The sequence below is a fragment of the Paenibacillus sp. MT124 genome (assembly GCF_058792755.1).
Genome location: NZ_CM179500.1, coordinates 4,383,827 through 4,400,690 on the forward strand (window position 1 = coordinate 4,383,827; position 16,864 = coordinate 4,400,690).

General features: G+C 49.2%; 13 protein-coding genes. 4 read left to right on the forward strand and 9 right to left on the reverse strand.

What is annotated here, in order from left to right:
• Positions 1-10 precede the first annotated feature (10 nt).
• The gene (locus AC3RCI_RS19825; RefSeq protein ID WP_492526064.1) at positions 11-1,975 is read right to left on the reverse strand and encodes an ATP-dependent DNA helicase; all 1,965 of its coding nucleotides are present in this window, start codon (positions 1,973-1,975) and stop codon (positions 11-13) included.
• 190 nt (positions 1,976-2,165) lie between these two features.
• On the opposite strand from AC3RCI_RS19825, the gene AC3RCI_RS19830 reads away from it, so the two are divergent.
• Both AC3RCI_RS19830 and AC3RCI_RS19835 read left to right on the forward strand, forming a co-directional pair.
• Positions 2,166-3,758 carry a catalase gene (locus AC3RCI_RS19830; protein WP_492526066.1) on the forward strand — a complete coding sequence of 531 codons (1,593 nt, stop codon included), beginning with the start codon at positions 2,166-2,168 and terminating at the stop codon, positions 3,756-3,758.
• 483 nt (positions 3,759-4,241) lie between these two features.
• Entirely contained in the window at positions 4,242-5,606 is a 1,365-nt protein-coding gene (locus AC3RCI_RS19835) for a right-handed parallel beta-helix repeat-containing protein (RefSeq protein ID WP_492526068.1), read from the forward strand.
• Positions 5,607-5,743: 137 nt separating this feature from the next.
• On the opposite strand, the gene yaaA is transcribed toward AC3RCI_RS19835, so the two are convergent.
• Positions 5,744-6,496, reverse strand: coding sequence for a peroxide stress protein YaaA (gene yaaA / locus AC3RCI_RS19840; RefSeq protein ID WP_492526070.1), 753 nt, complete (start codon positions 6,494-6,496; stop codon positions 5,744-5,746).
• Positions 6,497-6,834: 338 nt separating this feature from the next.
• Between yaaA and AC3RCI_RS19845 the strand changes: the two genes are divergently transcribed.
• The gene (locus tag AC3RCI_RS19845; RefSeq protein WP_492526072.1) at positions 6,835-7,605 is read left to right on the forward strand and encodes a hypothetical protein; all 771 of its coding nucleotides are present in this window, start codon (positions 6,835-6,837) and stop codon (positions 7,603-7,605) included.
• A gap of 160 nt (positions 7,606-7,765) precedes the next feature.
• Here the strand turns inward: AC3RCI_RS19845 and AC3RCI_RS19850 are convergent, their stop codons facing one another.
• The 6 genes from AC3RCI_RS19850 to AC3RCI_RS19875 form a co-directional block, all read right to left on the reverse strand.
• Positions 7,766-8,353 (reverse strand): cell wall hydrolase, encoded by a 588-nt coding sequence (locus AC3RCI_RS19850; protein WP_419719998.1) that lies wholly within the window; start codon positions 8,351-8,353, stop codon positions 7,766-7,768.
• A 523-nt stretch (positions 8,354-8,876) separates the two neighbouring features.
• A complete protein-coding gene (locus tag AC3RCI_RS19855; protein WP_154895454.1) occupies positions 8,877-10,094 on the reverse strand; it encodes an MFS transporter in 1,218 nt (405 codons plus the stop codon).
• A gap of 112 nt (positions 10,095-10,206) precedes the next feature.
• Positions 10,207-11,022, reverse strand: a complete 816-nt coding sequence (locus AC3RCI_RS19860) for a carbohydrate ABC transporter permease (protein WP_127537890.1) — start codon at positions 11,020-11,022, stop codon at positions 10,207-10,209.
• A 40-nt stretch (positions 11,023-11,062) separates the two neighbouring features.
• On the reverse strand, positions 11,063-11,935 hold the full coding sequence (locus AC3RCI_RS19865) for a carbohydrate ABC transporter permease (RefSeq protein ID WP_174818694.1): 873 nt from the start codon (positions 11,933-11,935) through the stop codon (positions 11,063-11,065).
• A gap of 3 nt (positions 11,936-11,938) precedes the next feature.
• Entirely contained in the window at positions 11,939-13,213 is a 1,275-nt protein-coding gene (locus AC3RCI_RS19870; protein WP_492526074.1) for an ABC transporter substrate-binding protein, read from the reverse strand.
• A 44-nt stretch (positions 13,214-13,257) separates the two neighbouring features.
• Entirely contained in the window at positions 13,258-14,460 is a 1,203-nt protein-coding gene (locus tag AC3RCI_RS19875; RefSeq protein WP_492471531.1) for an LLM class flavin-dependent oxidoreductase, read from the reverse strand.
• A gap of 501 nt (positions 14,461-14,961) precedes the next feature.
• On the opposite strand from AC3RCI_RS19875, the gene AC3RCI_RS19880 reads away from it, so the two are divergent.
• Positions 14,962-15,834, forward strand: a complete 873-nt coding sequence (locus AC3RCI_RS19880; protein WP_336780656.1) for a helix-turn-helix transcriptional regulator — start codon at positions 14,962-14,964, stop codon at positions 15,832-15,834.
• Positions 15,835-15,936: 102 nt separating this feature from the next.
• On the opposite strand, the gene AC3RCI_RS19885 is transcribed toward AC3RCI_RS19880, so the two are convergent.
• Positions 15,937-16,842, reverse strand: a complete 906-nt coding sequence (locus tag AC3RCI_RS19885; protein ID WP_261780023.1) for a hypothetical protein — start codon at positions 16,840-16,842, stop codon at positions 15,937-15,939.
• Positions 16,843-16,864 lie beyond the last annotated feature (22 nt).

The following is a 16,864-nucleotide window of genomic DNA, read 5'->3' on the forward strand; positions in this document are numbered from 1 at the left end:
CCTAAAGCAATCAGTGTGTCAACGTGGTCCATTCCACACCTTTGGGAAGCAGGGCCGCAATGCGGTCTTTGGCTTCCTTTTTGGTATACAGCGATTCATCGAGAATAACCGCAGAACCCGAGTCACTGCTTGTGCGAATCAAACGTCCCAGACCTTGCTTCACGCGCAGCAGCATGTATGGAAGATCAATCTCTTCGTAGGGTGCCGCCGATGCACTGCGTTTAGCATTAAATACAGGATCCTGCGGTGGATACGGAAGCGACCAGATCATGACATTGGATAATGAAGGCCCTGGAACGTCCAGTCCCTCCCACAGATTGACGGAGCACAGCACACTCTCCTCATCCTGCTGGAACGCTGCAATCAGATCACTGATCTCCCGGTCGCCTTCGTACATGAATCGCAGTCCCTGCGCTTCCGGGACATGAACGATGTCCTGTTTAAACGTTAGCAGCTCTTCCATGGTACGGAACAGAATAAGCGCACGACCGCCACTTTCCTGAAGCATCGACACAGCATCGCGCATCCGATTTTCGTTCTCCGGGTGACCTGGTACAGCTTGATCTGTAATCTTCATCTGCATTTTATCCGCATAGTCATATGGAGAAGCAACCGAGAATGATACAAAATCATCAATCCCCAGACTGTCTGCTACATAACGGAAGGAATTGTCCACAGACAAGGTTGCAGACGAGAATACAATTGGAATCCCGGTATTGAACACGCGCTCGTTCAGGATTTCTTTTACCGTGCGAGGCATGATGGACAGTGTCGTCTCGTCCTCATTCTCTTCAGCCCAGCAAATGTAGCCATCTTCCTTGCGGAACAGAGACAATGCTGTCTGGATCATATCCAGATGTTCTTCCACTACTCGCATTTGATACCCATCCAGAGAGAACAGTCCGCTCTCAAACACCAATTCTTCACCGATGGCATCCAGCACACTGGTCAGACGTTCAATTTCACGCAGCAGCGGTGCTTCTACCCGAACTTCCTTCCGTTCCGATCCAGGGATAGCTACCGTGTAGGTATCCAGCAGCTTAAACAATCGTTCACTGCTCTCAATGGCTTCGTCCACACGTTCTGCAAGGGTTTCACGAATCTCCCCTTCCAAAAGCCGGGTTACAAGTTCCTCAAAGATGCGGTGTTTCAGTTTGTAGCTGAGTGCGTTCAGCGCTGCCTCTTCAAGCAGATGTCCTTCATCAAATACAACCGAGCTGTGATCAGGCAGCAGCGGCAGCTGTCCCTCGCGTTTGCGGGCCTCATAGGTCCACACATGCTCCATGTAATAATCATGGGAGCAGATGATGATGTCCTTGGAGCGGCGATAGTGGTCACGTGATAACGTCAGGCCGCAGCGCTGTCTTTTTGGACAAACAAAGCAATCCTGGAATGGGTCCCAGTTGATCTTGTTCCACTGGCGATCGTTCAAATGCGGATACTGTTTGCGGTCACCATAGGGATGGAAAGCCTGAAGCGTTCCAGGTGTATTCACGAAGTCCGGCAGGCTCTCATGCACTTCTTCAATGACAGGTGCATCCTCATCCGCGAATCTCACTGCACTTAATTTGTTCAAACAAACGTATTGATCTGGTGATTTACCGAGACGAGCGTCCACCTGAAGATCCAGATGTTCAGCCAGCTTCGCAATATCTCCGCCCGGCTTCACCAATTGTTCAATCAATGACTCATCGGCGCAGGCAATCACTGCCGGTTTGCCCGTATAACGTGCATAACAGACCGCATAGAGCAGGTAGACTAACGTCTTGCCTGTCCCTACACCAGCCTCAGCCATAATAGTCTTTTTATCTCCATAGGCCCGTTCGAGCTGGTACGCCATAAAAATCTGTTCATCCCGTACCTCGAAGCCGGACTCAGGCAAAATATCGTAAAAAACATCGGCTACCCACTCTCCCAATCGGGATACAAAGGGCTCTGCCGGGTCATATGCAAAAGGATAACGTTGTGTAGACAATCCTTGGTCAGCCTCCATTCTTATACAAGCGGTCCTCAACATTTCCCGTTCAAAAAAGTCCGCTGGGCAAAAGTTAATTATCTCATACCATGAGGTAAGTGACAAGCTTTTTTTTATTACAAGAAATGTATAGAACAAGGATGCAGGGAAAATATATATTCGAATCCATCAAAAGGAAAGGCGGTGCTCCATGGATCATCATTCTTCACAATCAGAGCATTCCCCAGACACGTCACCAGAGACTTTAACGGATCGTCAGGGCCATCCCATCACCGATAATCAGAATGTCCGAACCGTCGGCAGCCGGGGACCGACTACGCTGGAGAATTATCATTTTCTCGAAAAAATTACGCATTTTGACCGCGAACGTATTCCTGAGCGGGTGGTACATGCACGCGGTGCTGGTGCTCATGGCATATTCGAAGCATACGGAACAGCGGGGGATGAACCCGTATCCAAATATACACGTGCTCGTCTGTTTCAGGAGAAAGGCAAACAAACCCCTGTGTTTGTCCGTTTTTCCACGGTAATCCATGGTGGGCATTCACCAGAGACGCTCCGTGACCCGCGCGGCTTCGCTGTGAAATTTTATACCGAAGACGGCAACTGGGATCTGGTTGGCAACAACCTGAAAATCTTTTTCATTCGTGATCCGCTAAAATTCCCGGATATGGTACATGCCTTTAAACCGGACCCGTTGACCAATGCACAGGACATGGAGCGGTTTTTCGACTTCGTTTCGCTTAGTCCAGAAGCTACCCATATGATTACGTTCCTCTTCTCTCCATGGGGAATACCGGCCAATTATCGCCAAATGCAGGGATCGGGCGTCAATACATACAAATGGGTAAACCAAGAAGGCACGGGCGTGCTCATTAAATATCACTGGGAACCCCTCAAACAAGGGATACGGAACCTGCTGCAAAAAGACGCGAGCGAGATTCAGGGACAGAATTTCAACCATGCCACCCTGGATCTCTATCATGCGATTGAACAGGGAGATTACCCGGAGTGGGAGCTGTGCGTTCAGATCATGGAAGACGGCGAACATCCGGAGCTGGACTTCGATCCACTCGATCCGACCAAGCTGTGGCCGCCAGAGCAATTTCCATTCTTGCCTGTTGGAAAAATGACCTTGAACCGCAATCCTGAGGACTACTTTAACGAAGTGGAACAAGCTGCGTTTGGCACTGGTGTTCTCGTGGATGGGCTGGATTTCTCGGATGACAAATTGCTGCAAGGGCGCACCTTCTCCTACTCGGATACCCAACGTCACCGGGTTGGTGCGAACTATCTGCAGCTGCCTGTGAATGCTCCCAAAAATCGCGTAGCTACCAACCAAAGCGGTGGTCAGATGCAGTACAAGGTGGATCGCGCGCCAGGACAGAACCCGCATGTGAACTACGAGCCTTCTTCTCTGGGGGGTCTTTTCGAAGCGGCTCCACGCGGCAAGGAGCATGAACCTCTTATTGAAGGTCGTCTGGTTCGGGAGAAAATTCCGCGTCCTAACGACTTCGGTCAAGCCGGTGATACATACCGGGCGTTTGAAGATTGGGAGCGAGAGGAACTGGTCAGCAACCTGGTTGATGCACTCTCCAAATGTAAACCGGACATTCGTGAACGCATGATCTCACACTTCACTCAGGCCGATGCCGACTACGGTCGCCGTGTAGCTGAAGGACTGGCATCTGTGCCGACCGATGACAGTGCCACGGTTCAGCCGAAACATGAACCAAGCGCGGAAGAAGCATCCCGGCGCGGGCACGAAGCAGATCCGTATTAAAATTCGAAACAAGGACAGCTGTGACAGAAGAGGTTAGCAAGTAGTACCGTATCGAAATTCATCCTTGGATCTGACCACCATGTGGCAAGGGTCCCGATGGCATCTGCCTAAAGCAGCTGTAATCGGGGCTTTTTTTAGTTATATCCATGGACAAATAATCTTCTAATTAAGTCCTTCTTTTCCAAGTTTAATGTGAAGTCCAGGTGCATTTCGGTGGATCAACCTTGTTTTCATGCCATTTTGTCATCCAGTTGACCCCTTCCCCGCGTTCATTTCAGATGATTGCTCGTTAAATTAAGGCGATCTGCCAATGTAAGGATTATGCATCACCTTTTAAATAGCAGCACTTCAGACCTCGACGTCTGACATACCGGCTTGTATAGCTGACCCAATGAAATGATTATTGTTGATAACGCTTACACGTTTTACGATGAACCTGTGCCTTACCGAAATGCACTATCCCATAACCAAGGAGGTTTCACAATGAAATGGTTCCCTTCTGCTTCTAATTATCCATCTGTACGCTCTGAACGTTCGTTGAAATCGAAAATGGCCTGCCTCTGCCTGTGTGCTGCTTTTCCTGTATTGTTATTTGGCGGGGGATCCGCTGGAGCGTTGGAACTCATCGAGAATGGTGCACAAAATTCATCAGAACAGGCTGCCTCGACAACTACCGCTACAATTGCTGCTGGTGATTTATATGTCGCTCCTAACGGATCAGCAAACAATCCGGGAACGCTGGCAAGCCCGACTACACTTGCGAATGCACTGACCCAAATTGCTCCGGGGAAAACCATTTTTTTGCGCGGCGGAACCTATAATTTCTCGGAAACCGTTACGATTGAGCGCGGCAACAGCGGCACGTCTGGACAGCGCAAAAATCTGGTTGCTTACGGAATGGAAAAGCCTGTCTTCGATTTCTCGGCCCAGGCCTTTGCGTCCACGAATCGGGGCTTGCAAATGTTCGGGGATTACTGGTTTGTTAAAGGGATCGAAGTGAAAGGGGCAGGCGATAACGGGATTTTTATCGGGGGCAGTTACAACCGTCTGGAGCAGATCGAGGCTCATCATAATCGGGATACGGGGATTCAGCTGGGACGATATGCTTCCACCGCCGCCAAGAGTGAATGGCCTGCTTACAATGAAGTCATCCGCTCCTACTCTCACGACAATTATGATCCTGATAACGGCGAGGATGCAGACGGTTTTGCCGCGAAATTGACTGTGGGCCCGGGCAACCTCTTCGATGGCTGCATTGCAGCCTACAATGTGGATGATGGATGGGATCTGTACAGTAAAACAGATACGGGTGCTATCGGTGTGGTCACGATTCGTAACAGTATTGCGTACGCCAACGGCGCTACTTCCGACGGTACATCCACCACTGATAGTGATGGTAACGGCTTCAAGCTGGGCGGCGAGAAAATTGCCGTGAATCATATTGTGGAAAACAGCATTGCCTTTAATAATAAAAAACATGGCTTCACGTACAACAGTAATCCCGGTTCCATTCAGATGAAAAACAACACGTCCTGGAACAACGGCCAAAGCAATTTTGCCTTCGATGTAGGCACCCATCTTTTCACCAACAACCTGTCCTTCCAGGGCGGCGCCAGTGACAAAACAAGCGGAACGGACGTCAGCAGCACCAACGTCTGGTGGAAAAACAAAAAGAGCGTAAATGACAAAGGCCTGCTCGCGAGTGCAGATGACTTTGTCTCCCTTGTACCGTCTGTAACTCGCAGCAGCGATGGGACGCCTGTACTGGGTAATTTCCTGAAGCTTGCTGCAGGCAGTGATCTGATTGGCTCGGGTACGCCAGCGGGTACGAATATTGGAGCAAGATAAGTGGTATGTAGTTTTGAGTTAGAGTAAAATGAAACGGTTTAAAGAAGAACCCCCTTCACGATGCCAGCCAAATTTGCCGGTGTTGGTGAAGGGGGTTTTTGAGTTGCTGTGGGATCCGGTTGACCTATGAATTTTCGCTATTTCTCCTGTGGATATATAAATACATAATTATTCTCATCCGACTTCTCTTCGGAGAAAACAAAATCTAACCGATCAAAGTTTCTAATCTCCTTGACATCTGTAATCTTACGTTCTGCCATGTACCGTACCATCTCACCTCTGGCCATTTTCGCCCGGGTTGCCTTTTCAACCATCTTCCCATTGACCATTTGTCCAAATACACAATTGATAAATCGGGTTTCCTCGCTCAAAAAAGGAATGATGTTTTTACTGTACTCTTTGGAAGCCAAATTTAGAATACAATTGCTTTCTGATTGAAGCTGATCTGCCAGCTTGCTGCCCCAAAAATGATAGAGCGAGCTGAAACCCGGACCTTGCAGCTTGCCCTGCATCTCCAACCGATAAGGTGTAACCCCGTCCAGAGGCCGTAACATGCCATAAAAACCAGATAATATGCGCAAATGCTGCTCCAGATACGCCAGTTCTTCCTGCTGAAAAACACCCGCTGCCATATACTGATACTGAATGCCCTCATAGGCATAGATGGCTGGCGTAAGATTGGCTTTTACATTCATTTTTCGAATCCGTTCCATGTTCTGTTCAGCGATTGCATCATTACACTTCCATAACGCCTTGAGCTCGTCATAGGATAACTTTTGGAGCACACTCAACAGTTGTTCTGACTCGTTTATAAAACGCGGCATCTGCGCGCTGGTCATCAGATCGGTATCGATCTTCATCTTTTTGGCAGGTGATATGATAATTCTCATCGTGCTAATCCATCCTTAATCTACCGTTGTTTTTATCGTTATCCATTGTACAGGATTGGACAGGCGAATCCAATGATGAAGCATATTTCCCTCTCTTGCCTTTGTAGAATAACTTGGAACAAACAGACTGTAGTCTAGGTTACATTTCGACATGAACAATCGATCGAACCCGCTTTGTCTGGCATAGGCCCTTGCTACTAGACCCAAGCAAGAACTTATCAATATGCTATTAGCTGAAGTTGGGCCCATATTCTCATGGTCACCATGAACTGTTTTGTTATGATTATGTACGATGTATTTGTATTGCTATTTTCCAAAGAGAAAGGGTGCCGCATTTTATGTTTGTTTTTCATTTACTACTCGCTCTCGCACTTTTGGGCGGTTCAGGCAGCTCCAATGATGTCACATCTACACCACTGGAAATCAATCCGTTACAGCCTCATCCTGCTGATTCTGAGCTTGTCTTGGAATCCGGTTTAAAGCCTTTCCGTGCTGAACTTACATACAAAGGACTTAAGCCAGATTATAATCCATTCGAGCAAGCTGCCAGCGATCTTCAGGACAAGCTTTTTGAAAGCGCACCATCTCCGCTTCTGTCCGAACCGGGAGATACAGGCACATTTGATTACGGCGGACAACTCAAACTGTTAAAAGCTGTGCCTCTGAAACAAAGTATTGAATTCGGGCCATTAACGATTCATATTATGGATGTTCAATTATTAGAGGCCCGTGAGATTCCTCAGGACTCCCGAGAAAACATTGCTATTCTTAATCAAGAAGATATCGGTTCTGATATGACTTATATCAAAATCGTCTACAGTGTAGAAAATACAACGGATCAAAATATCGGATTTTACGGTTTGAATTCAATCCATCCGAACACGGGTAAACCCATCTCAGCAGATCGTAATTTCATGAGGAAATCTTATGTTTATCATCAATACGACGGCGTAGTCATGGATAATATGGTCTATGGTTTCGTATATACAGATGACCCCGACAAGCTGGAATCCATTGAATTGGTTTTCAATAGAATCTATGACTATGACACCGGAGAGACCATTGTAGAGCCTACTTCGTTGAGTATTCCTTTCACGGTCCAACCATAAAAATAAACTCATATTTACTTCAGTGCCGAGATATCATTTGTCCGCGATAATATCATTGTTAAACCCCAGCCACGTACCTGCAGAAGAGCAGCATACACAGCTGGGGTTCCTTGTTGTTATTAAAAAAATGTATTTGCTCTATCTACTGCCTCAACCTGTCTCATCTCGTAAAATCATGCTGCCCAATCGTCAGGAGTGTCGGCCTGCTTTTGCTCCATAGCGAAGTTGCAATCTTCGGATTGTAATAATAGAGCGCACCATTCGTCGGATCAGCACCATTCAAAGCTTTACGCGCTGCCTTATAAGAAGTAGCCGTCGGCTTTGTATTGAACTGACCATCATCAATTGCAGTGAACTGTCCTTTCTGGAAAATCACCTGCGGAATGGATGACGGAAATGCATTGGATTGCACCCGATTCAAGACGACCGCCCCTACAGCAACCTGTCCTTCAAAGGATTCCCCGCGCGCCTCCCCGTGAATTAGCTTCGCCAACTGGCGCAGCGTCTCACCTTCGGCTTTAACCTTTTTATTCAGCCTATTCAGTGTCGCCGGGCCTGCAATCCCATCCGCACTCAGGCCCTGAGCCTGCTGAAATTTGCGTACAGCGCTTTTGGTAATGGAACCGTAATATCCGGTCAATCCGGCTTTGAAGTAACCCAGATCCCGCAATTGCTCCTGCAATTGCAGCACATGCTCACTTTGAACGCCCTGCTCCAGCTTCTGGGCTCCCGCAGACGGAGCTGCCATCGTGAGGCCAAGAGCAATCGCAAAGGCACTGAGTAGTACACTGACTCGTCCTGCTCTTTTGCCAGCCTTTTTCCCCCTCCGATGAGTTACTGCCCGACTCACGGTGATCGGTTCCATGCTGCCAGCAATTTTGCTTAATTCTAACCTATAGGCCCTGATCAGTTCATTGGCACTTTTCGTTCCACTCACATTATGCTTTTTAGCCATTTTATTCGTTTGATCCATTTTATTATCGTTTTTCATGATTCAATTAACCTCCATTATTCTGAGTCCAGACTCCATATCTTCCCCTGAACCCTCCCTTATGGACATCCCGAGTGTCATTATAGGATATCGCCAAAGTGCCGTCTATCGGACCGATGGAGCATGAAAAACAGGGCCTTGAATATAGCAAAAAGAGGCATGAGCCCATGGTCATATCAGGGCTCTGCCTCTTCTTGTATCAACCTTATGCCGCTTGTCCAGCCTCCATTTCCGTAGGCAGGCAGACCCGCACAAAAGTTGCGCTTGAATTTATTTACATCTACTCTGCCAGTTCCTGACCCTTCGTTTCCCGGCCGAGGAACAGTACAGCCGCTGCGCCAATCAGGATCGTCACGAAGAAAATCGTGAAAATCAGGCTGATGGCCACCTCACGCTGAACCAGCATGCCGACCATCAATGGAGCAAGTACGCCCCCAATGCGGCCCACCGATGTGGCAAGACCCACACCTGTCGAACGAACCGAATCTGGATATAGTTCCGGACTATACGCGTACAGACCACCCCACGCCCCCAGATTGAAGAAAGAAAGGCAGATGCCTGCGGTGAGAATCGCCGCTTCGGTTGTTGCCAAACCAAAAGCAATCGCGCTCACTGCCGTCAGTGTAAGATAAACAACCAGGACGAATTTACGTCCGTACCGCTCGATAAAATAAGCCGCTGTAAAGTAACCTGGGAGCTGTGCCAAGGTCATAATCAGCACGTACTGAAAGCTTTTGACCAGAGTGAAGCCTTTGGCCATCACGACGGAAGGCAGCCACAGGAACATGCCATAGTAGGAGAAAATTACCGTAAACCACAAGATCCAGAGCATGATGGTTGTCCGGCGATGCGGAGCAGACCATACTGCAGCCACTTTCTCCCGGAACGTCGTCTTCCGGATGGTCTTGTTTTGCTTGTAACGCGGCGGGTCCTGAATGACACGGCGCAGATACAGCGCGTAGAATGCCGGAACGGCACCAATCGCAAATGCAATTCTCCAGCCGTATTCAGGAATCACAAAGTTGGCAATGAGTGCCGATACAATCCAGCCTCCAGCCCAGAAGCTCTCCAGCAGCACGACGGCACGGCCGCGTTCTGCTGTTGGCATGGATTCTGATACCAGTGTGGAGGCTACAGGCAGCTCGCCACCAAGCCCAATTCCAGCAATCAGGCGCAGTACGCACAGTACGGCAAAGCCGGTCGCCAGTGCAGACAAACCGCTCGCAATGGTGAAGATTAACAGGGTCCACATCAAAATGGCCTTACGGCCAAAACGGTCAGCGAGTGCACCCGCAAGCAATGCACCCAGCGCCATACCGATGGAGTTGATACTGGTCAGCACACCGACTTGTCCGGGACTGAGGCTCCATTCCTTGGCAAGAGCTGCCACGATGAAGGAAATCATGCCGACCTCCATTGCATCAAACAGCCAGCTCATCCCGGCACTAAACAGCAGCTTGCGCTGCTTGGGATTCCGCAACACTTCCAGTTTAGTCATAACGATAGCTCCTTGATCTCTATGTAGTCATTCTGACACTAAACCATTATTATGCAGAATGATCCAGAAATCAATGAAAAATACGCTCTCCTCCACGTCACCTTCCAATAGCTCACCCCTTGAGTGAACCCGCTGTCAGACCTGCAACAAAATAACGCTGGAGCAAAATGAACAGCACAATCATCGGAATGGCCGTCACCAGTACTCCAGTCAGCATCATCGGATAGTTCGTCACGTACTCCCCGCGGAACTGCATAAGTGCCAGCGGTAACGTCAATTTGGACTTGCTGCTGAGCATGAGCATCGGAATAAGCAGATCATTCCAAACCATGACCAGCAGGAACGTAGCCGTTGCCGCAAGTGAAGGCGCAGCCAGCGGCAGCGCAATCCGTGTGTATAGGCGCCACTCGCTTGCCCCATCCATGCTGCCCGCCTCCAGAATTTCGGCATTCAGCATGCGCATGAAACCCGTCAGCATGAATACGGAGACAGGCATCAGCATCGCGGCCGATACAACGATCAGGCCCGTCAGACTGTCAGACCAGCCCAGCGTACGTGTAAGGGAGTAGATCGGCAGCATGCTGACCTGGGAAGGAACAATAAGCCCAGCCACAAACAGGCCAAACACAATCTTACCCACGCTTCCGCCCCAGCGAACAATGGCGTAGGCAATCATGCTGCTCAGCAGCAGCTCAATCACCACCGTCCCCAGTGTCACGACAAGACTGTTTCCGAAATATTGCCACATTGGCTGATTGCGAAACATGCCCGTAACGTTATCCCATGTAAACGGATCAGGCCAGCTGAATGGACTGGTAAAGAAGTTGCTGCTTGTTTTGAATGAGGATACAAATACGAAGTACAGCGGCACGATAATCAGCAGCGCGTACACCAACAATATCAGGCGATTGAACCATTTAAGAAACATGTGAACTCCCTTCTGCCTCTTGTGTGAGCACGTTCCGGCATCAATAGCTTACCCGGTCGGCACGCAGTGCCTTGAACTGCACAAACGTCAGCAAGGCCAGCAGAACCAGGAAGATCATCGAACCCGCAGAAGCGAGGCCAAATGAATAGCTGCCAAAGGCGGTATGATAGATATACGTCGTCAAAATTTCAGTTGCGTAGTTCGGGCCTCCGTCCGTCATGGTGAAAATAAGATCAAATGCCTTAAACGATTGGATCGTTGTATAGGCAACCACGATCGTAGCCGAAGGGGCAAGCAGCGGCCAGGTCACCGTACGGAATACCTGCCATTTGCTGCCACCGTCCATTCGGGCGGCCTCATACAGTTCAGCCGGAATACCTTGCAGTCCAGCGATAAACACAATCATCATTTGCCCGGCATGAGCCCAGACCTGCACGGCTGCAATGGAGTAGATTGCAATTTTGGGATCACCGATCCAGTTGCGTGCAAGACTCTCCATACCTGCCCCGTTTAACCCATAGTTGATCAATCCAATGGATGGATCATACATGAAAGCCCAGATCAACCCAACCGATACGGAGGACAAAATGGCCGGGAGAAAATACAGGGCGCGAAGTACAATCCGCGTTTTGGTGTTTCGGACGAGCAGTAATGCCAGCACAAGTGAAATAAAGGTTTGGGCAATAACCACTGTGAGCATGAATTCAACGTTATTGCCAAAAGCCTTGCGAAAGACGATGCTGCTGAGACTGTCCTTATAATTATCCAGCCCTACAAACGCATACGACGGGGATACCCCGTCCCAATCCGTAAAGGAGTAGAACAGCCCCGTCAATGTAGGAAATACGAACAGTCCCACGTACAGCAGCAACCCGGGTAACAGAAACAGGGATAGCTGAATACGATTCTTCATGACTTATTTCCCGATATGCTGTTCGATGATCGCTTGTGCCTGCTGCGCAGCTTCTTCAGGGGAAGTCCCGCTAAGCACGGCCTGAATGGAGTTGGTGACTGCCTTCTGATTATCTCCGTTCAGAATGGTGAACCGTGGCTGGAACACGGTCTTTTTGTTTGCCCACTCCCCTGCAACCTGGAGTTCTGCAGAATCATACTTCACGTCATTTACGGTTACGTTCTGACCCGTCTGGTTGGCATACGCTCCAGCCACTTCGGGTTTGCTCAGAAACTCGATAAATTTCTTCGCTTCTTCCGGATGTTTGGACTTGCTGTTTACCGCAAGCATGAACGTCGTGGTATGAACCCCTTCATACTTTGCCTGATCTGCACTTACGGTAATAGGTGCAAGCAGCTTTTGCTCCAAATTCGGATTTTGCAGCTTGTTCTGAGCGAGCTGATAGGAACCACTTGCAAGCATGGCTGCCTTCTCCTGAATGAACAACGCTCCGGCCGCCGGGTCCTTGGTACCCAGTGCATCCTGCTGGAAGTAGCCTTTATCGTTCAGCTCCTTAATCTGCGTGAGTGTTTTCACCCAGAACTCATCTGTCAGTTTCGCCTCGCCTGCTTCCACCTTGGTAAAAATGTCGTCACTTGGTGCATTATTCATCACCATGGTGTTCATGAACTGCCCTGGACCAATGTCCGCTCCGGCAAAGGCAATCGGGATAATTCCGTTGTCTTTCAGTGTCTGGCAGAGCGCCAGGAAACTGTCCCAGTCCTTCGGCGGTGTCAGACCGTATTTTTCAAACAGCTTCACATTATAAATTGGATCGTTGTATACGAGCTGATACGGAATGGCATATTGCTTGCCATCCTGCTGGCCTGCCTCAATCAGCTTGGAGTTATAGGCAGAGAGAAAAGATGACCCTGTCAGGTCCGTGAACAATCCGGCTTTGGTAAAAGCATCGAACTGTGCACCCGGGAAGGAGGCAAATACATCCCCTACCGAACCATCACTGATTTTGGATTGAACGGTGGATTGATACTGATCTGATGGGAGCGTCTGCATCTCCACATGAATGTTCGGATTTTCCTTTTCAAACGCGTCAATGGTCTTGTTCAGCGCTTCAGCATCTTCACCACGCCAGTGCATGAAGCTGATGGTGACTTTGCCTGAACCGGAGGCACCGTTATCGCCTGCTGCAGAGTTATCCCCGCCTCCACAAGCGGACAGCAGCAAGGACATGACCAGCATACTGACCAGGGGAAGGATCAATTTTTTATTTTTTCTCATGAAAGACGACCTCCTGAGTAATGATGAATTAGGTAATAATTGAATTAATTGCTGCTAAGCTGATGCTTCACATTTCTTGTACTCCACTTGCTGCGAATGATCGGCATTACTTTCTCACCGAATATTTCGGCTTCTTCCAGATGCGGATAGCCTGACAAGATGAATGTGGTCACACCGAGATCCGCGTATTCCATCAGTCGTTCAGCAACCTGTTCTGCCGTGCCCACGATGAGGATTGCCCCGCCCGAACGAACAACGGAAAGACCTGTCCACAAGTTGGGACCCACAACGAATTGCTGCTTCTCGGACAATTCACGGAGCTCATTCTGTCTGCGCTGGTTGGTGGCGTCTGTCTGAGCAAAAGCCGCTTTCGCCTTCTCGATGGCTTCAGGGGGAACTTTGCTAATAATCTCCCACGCTGCTGCCCAAGCTTCTTCTTCGGTATCCCGAATGAGCACCTGTGCCCGCATTCCGTAACGCAACTGGCGATCCTGTCCTGTTTCCTGTTTCACCTGCTCGCGGATCACTTCGATCTCCTCAATCTGTTCCTGAATCCAGTCGTGCGGTTCACCCCACATGAGGAACGTATCCGCATGCTCTACAGCCACTCTTTTGGCAATGGGTGAACTTCCCCCCAGATAAAATGGAGGGTAGGGCTTCTGGACCGTTTCCGGCATGCCTACCGGACCCTTAAAGTTGTAATACTGACCATTAAACTCCGAATTATCATCGCTAGATGCTTCGGCGTTCGCTTTGGAACCACTTCCGGCAAACTCGGTCAGGTTGAGTCCGGTCGATTGTGTCCACGAACGCTTCATCACTTCCATGTACTCGCTCGCCCGTACGTAACGTTCGTCATGGGCATGCGCCAGCGGATCTCCCAGTTCCTCCAGATCTCGGACCGAGCTGCCCGTCACGACATTAATCATGGCACGTCCGCCAGAGAGTTGATCTAGTGCAGCTCCCATCCGTGCGGCGAGCACCGGTGTAACCAGGCCTGGTCGAATGGCCACGAGAGGACGAAGTGTTTGAGTGTGACTCATTACTGCCGAACCGACGACCCAAGCATCCAGACATGCCCCACCGGTCGGAATCAATACGAATTCAAATCCTGCCGTTTCGGCCGTTTGTGCTACCTGTATCAAATAATCCAGGCTCGGTTCCCGTTCCGGGGCGACCCCAACATATTTTCCGTCTCCAGCCGTTGGCAAAAACCATCCGAATTTCAGTTCTTCGTGTTCACTCATATAAGGTCATTCCTCTCTGTTGATAAATAAAGTCCCATTTCAAAAATAAAACTAACAGCTGCGAAGTAGCCGTTCCGGTAACGAATCGTTCTTCCGATCGCTGTTATCCCCGGATTTTTTTGCATCCCTTTCTCAAGGGGAAAATTCCGGGATAAAGGCGAGCGTTACACTTCTCCAGAATCGATTTCGTCCCCTCCACTACTTTTGCACTTATCAAAAACTGATTTTAAGATTGCACCTTATTTTCAAATTGTAATTTGTAAGAAGTATTCTAATGCCGATTAATTAACTTGGTTTAATAGGTATGGTCATCATATCAATTGATTTGTCTGTGATCAATGTCATTTTACGACAACTTTATTTTGTCATTTTGTGGTCATCTTACAGGAATAAGTCATCCTGTTCTTGAATATATACAAAACCCACCTGTATAATAGGTTATATTATATTAACTCACAGATAGATATTGAAAATTAAACTTATGTTAAAGAGGTGTTCCTGATGACGGAGAGCATGAAGGAGGACCACCACGAGTTTTTGGATATTATTTTTTTTACTCCGTCCGAATTCGAGAAGGCTGGTGGAGCCTGGCCTATACGAATCGGACGCAATATCGCCAAGAACAATTATCATATCGGCCCTCGCACAACACCTTATCATTACCTGCTGTTTGTCCTCGAGGGAGAGGGTACATTTATACAGAACGGACAAGAGTATCCCCTCAGAGCCCGGGATGCATTCTGTCTGTTTCCGCATGTGACCCATGAGTATTGGACTGATCCCAAGGAGCCGCTCCAGAAGATCTTTATCGCCTTTGATGGTACCCATGCAACCGAACTTCTCTCGCGGCTTGGACTTACGCCAGATGCTCCTCATCGTTCCGGTATACTGACTCCGGAGACGGCTAGTGGAATGCGTGCTTTTATGGAGGAAGTTCGCAGACCTCAGGGGGGAGCAAGTGACCTGGGACGCCTCACACGGTTTCTCGGTCTGTTTGATCGCGTTTCTCGTTCCTCTGCCGCCAAGGGAATGCAGCCGGATGCGGCTATCCCCTGGCTGCAAAAAGGGAAGGAATACATGGATATCCATTTTGCCGGAGGGATCACGGTAGAGGGCGTGTCTGCTCATGCGGGGGTCGACCGAACCCATTTTGCCAAACAATTTCGTAAAGCGTACGGGCTGTCTCCGGTGCAATACATCCAGCAGCTCAAAATGGACCAGGCCAAGCGCCTGCTCGTCCAAACCCCTTTGACCTTGACGGAAGTAGCTCATTCGGTCGGTTATCCGGATTTATTCTCCTTCTCCAAAGCGTTCAAAAAACAGGTGGGTCTGCCGCCCAATCGGTACCGGACAAGCGAAAACGGTAAAAGCTGATGGCCAAGTCCAGCGCGGCAAAAAGCAAATAAAAAGAAAAAGGCAAGTCTCCATTAACCGGAAACTTGCCTTTTTGCTGCCTTACTTTTCCCATACTGTCCATTATTTCTCCTCATCACTCTTGCGAGCCAGGGGAAGTCCATTTTCCTTTGCGTACCACGCTTCATAATGATGCACAGCGACTCCAGTAAATGAGGAATGAGATCCGGCCAGGTCAAACACCCTGGCGATCTCTTCATCCATATTGCTTATGGATTTTCCGAAAAAGGTCAGATGCTCACCCTCATGTGTATCGGCAAGCTCCGCTCCAATCCATACGTCCTTATGAAGTTCATCCGCCTCATCCAGCTCTTCCTTCGACAGGTCGTACATCTGCTGTCCACTATCCCGATAAGCCATGATCGCAACGGCATCAAAGTGGGAAATGACCCACCTGCTGAACGTTCCTCCGCCTTCGGTTGCCTGACGGGCATCCAGCCAGAACGGTATGGCTGCACTCATATAGAGTCCTGCATCCTTACCAGCTTTCGTCCAGGCCTTCATGTTGTCACTCCACTCTGCAATGACGCTGTCCTGCTCATTCTCCCAGCGCTGCAGTTGGTAGGGCTCCACATCCAGCTGAATGCCTTCGAAACGCTCATTTTTGGCCGATGCGGCATTATATGCACGAATGCGTTCGATGAAAGTGAGTCCCTCTTCCTGTTTGTCCCTGTAGGCCCAGTCCGCATGACCATTCAGGGCATGTACCTGGATCTCTGCCTGCCGGGCAGACGCAATGAATTTGCGATACGTATCATCCGATACCTCATCCTGTATCTGTAGGAAAATGACATCAACACCCTGCTCTTTGGAGAAGGAGATGATATCCGGGGTCTGTTCTGCGATGATGGAAGCATCCCACAGCCAGGTCGCTTTTTTCTCCTCTGCCGAAAACCATTTGAACAGCCAGGGCAACAGCAGCAAACAAAAGGTCAGCGCGAGCAGAGCCCATTTTGTCCTCACCGACATCCTGCCCCAGCGAATCATGTTG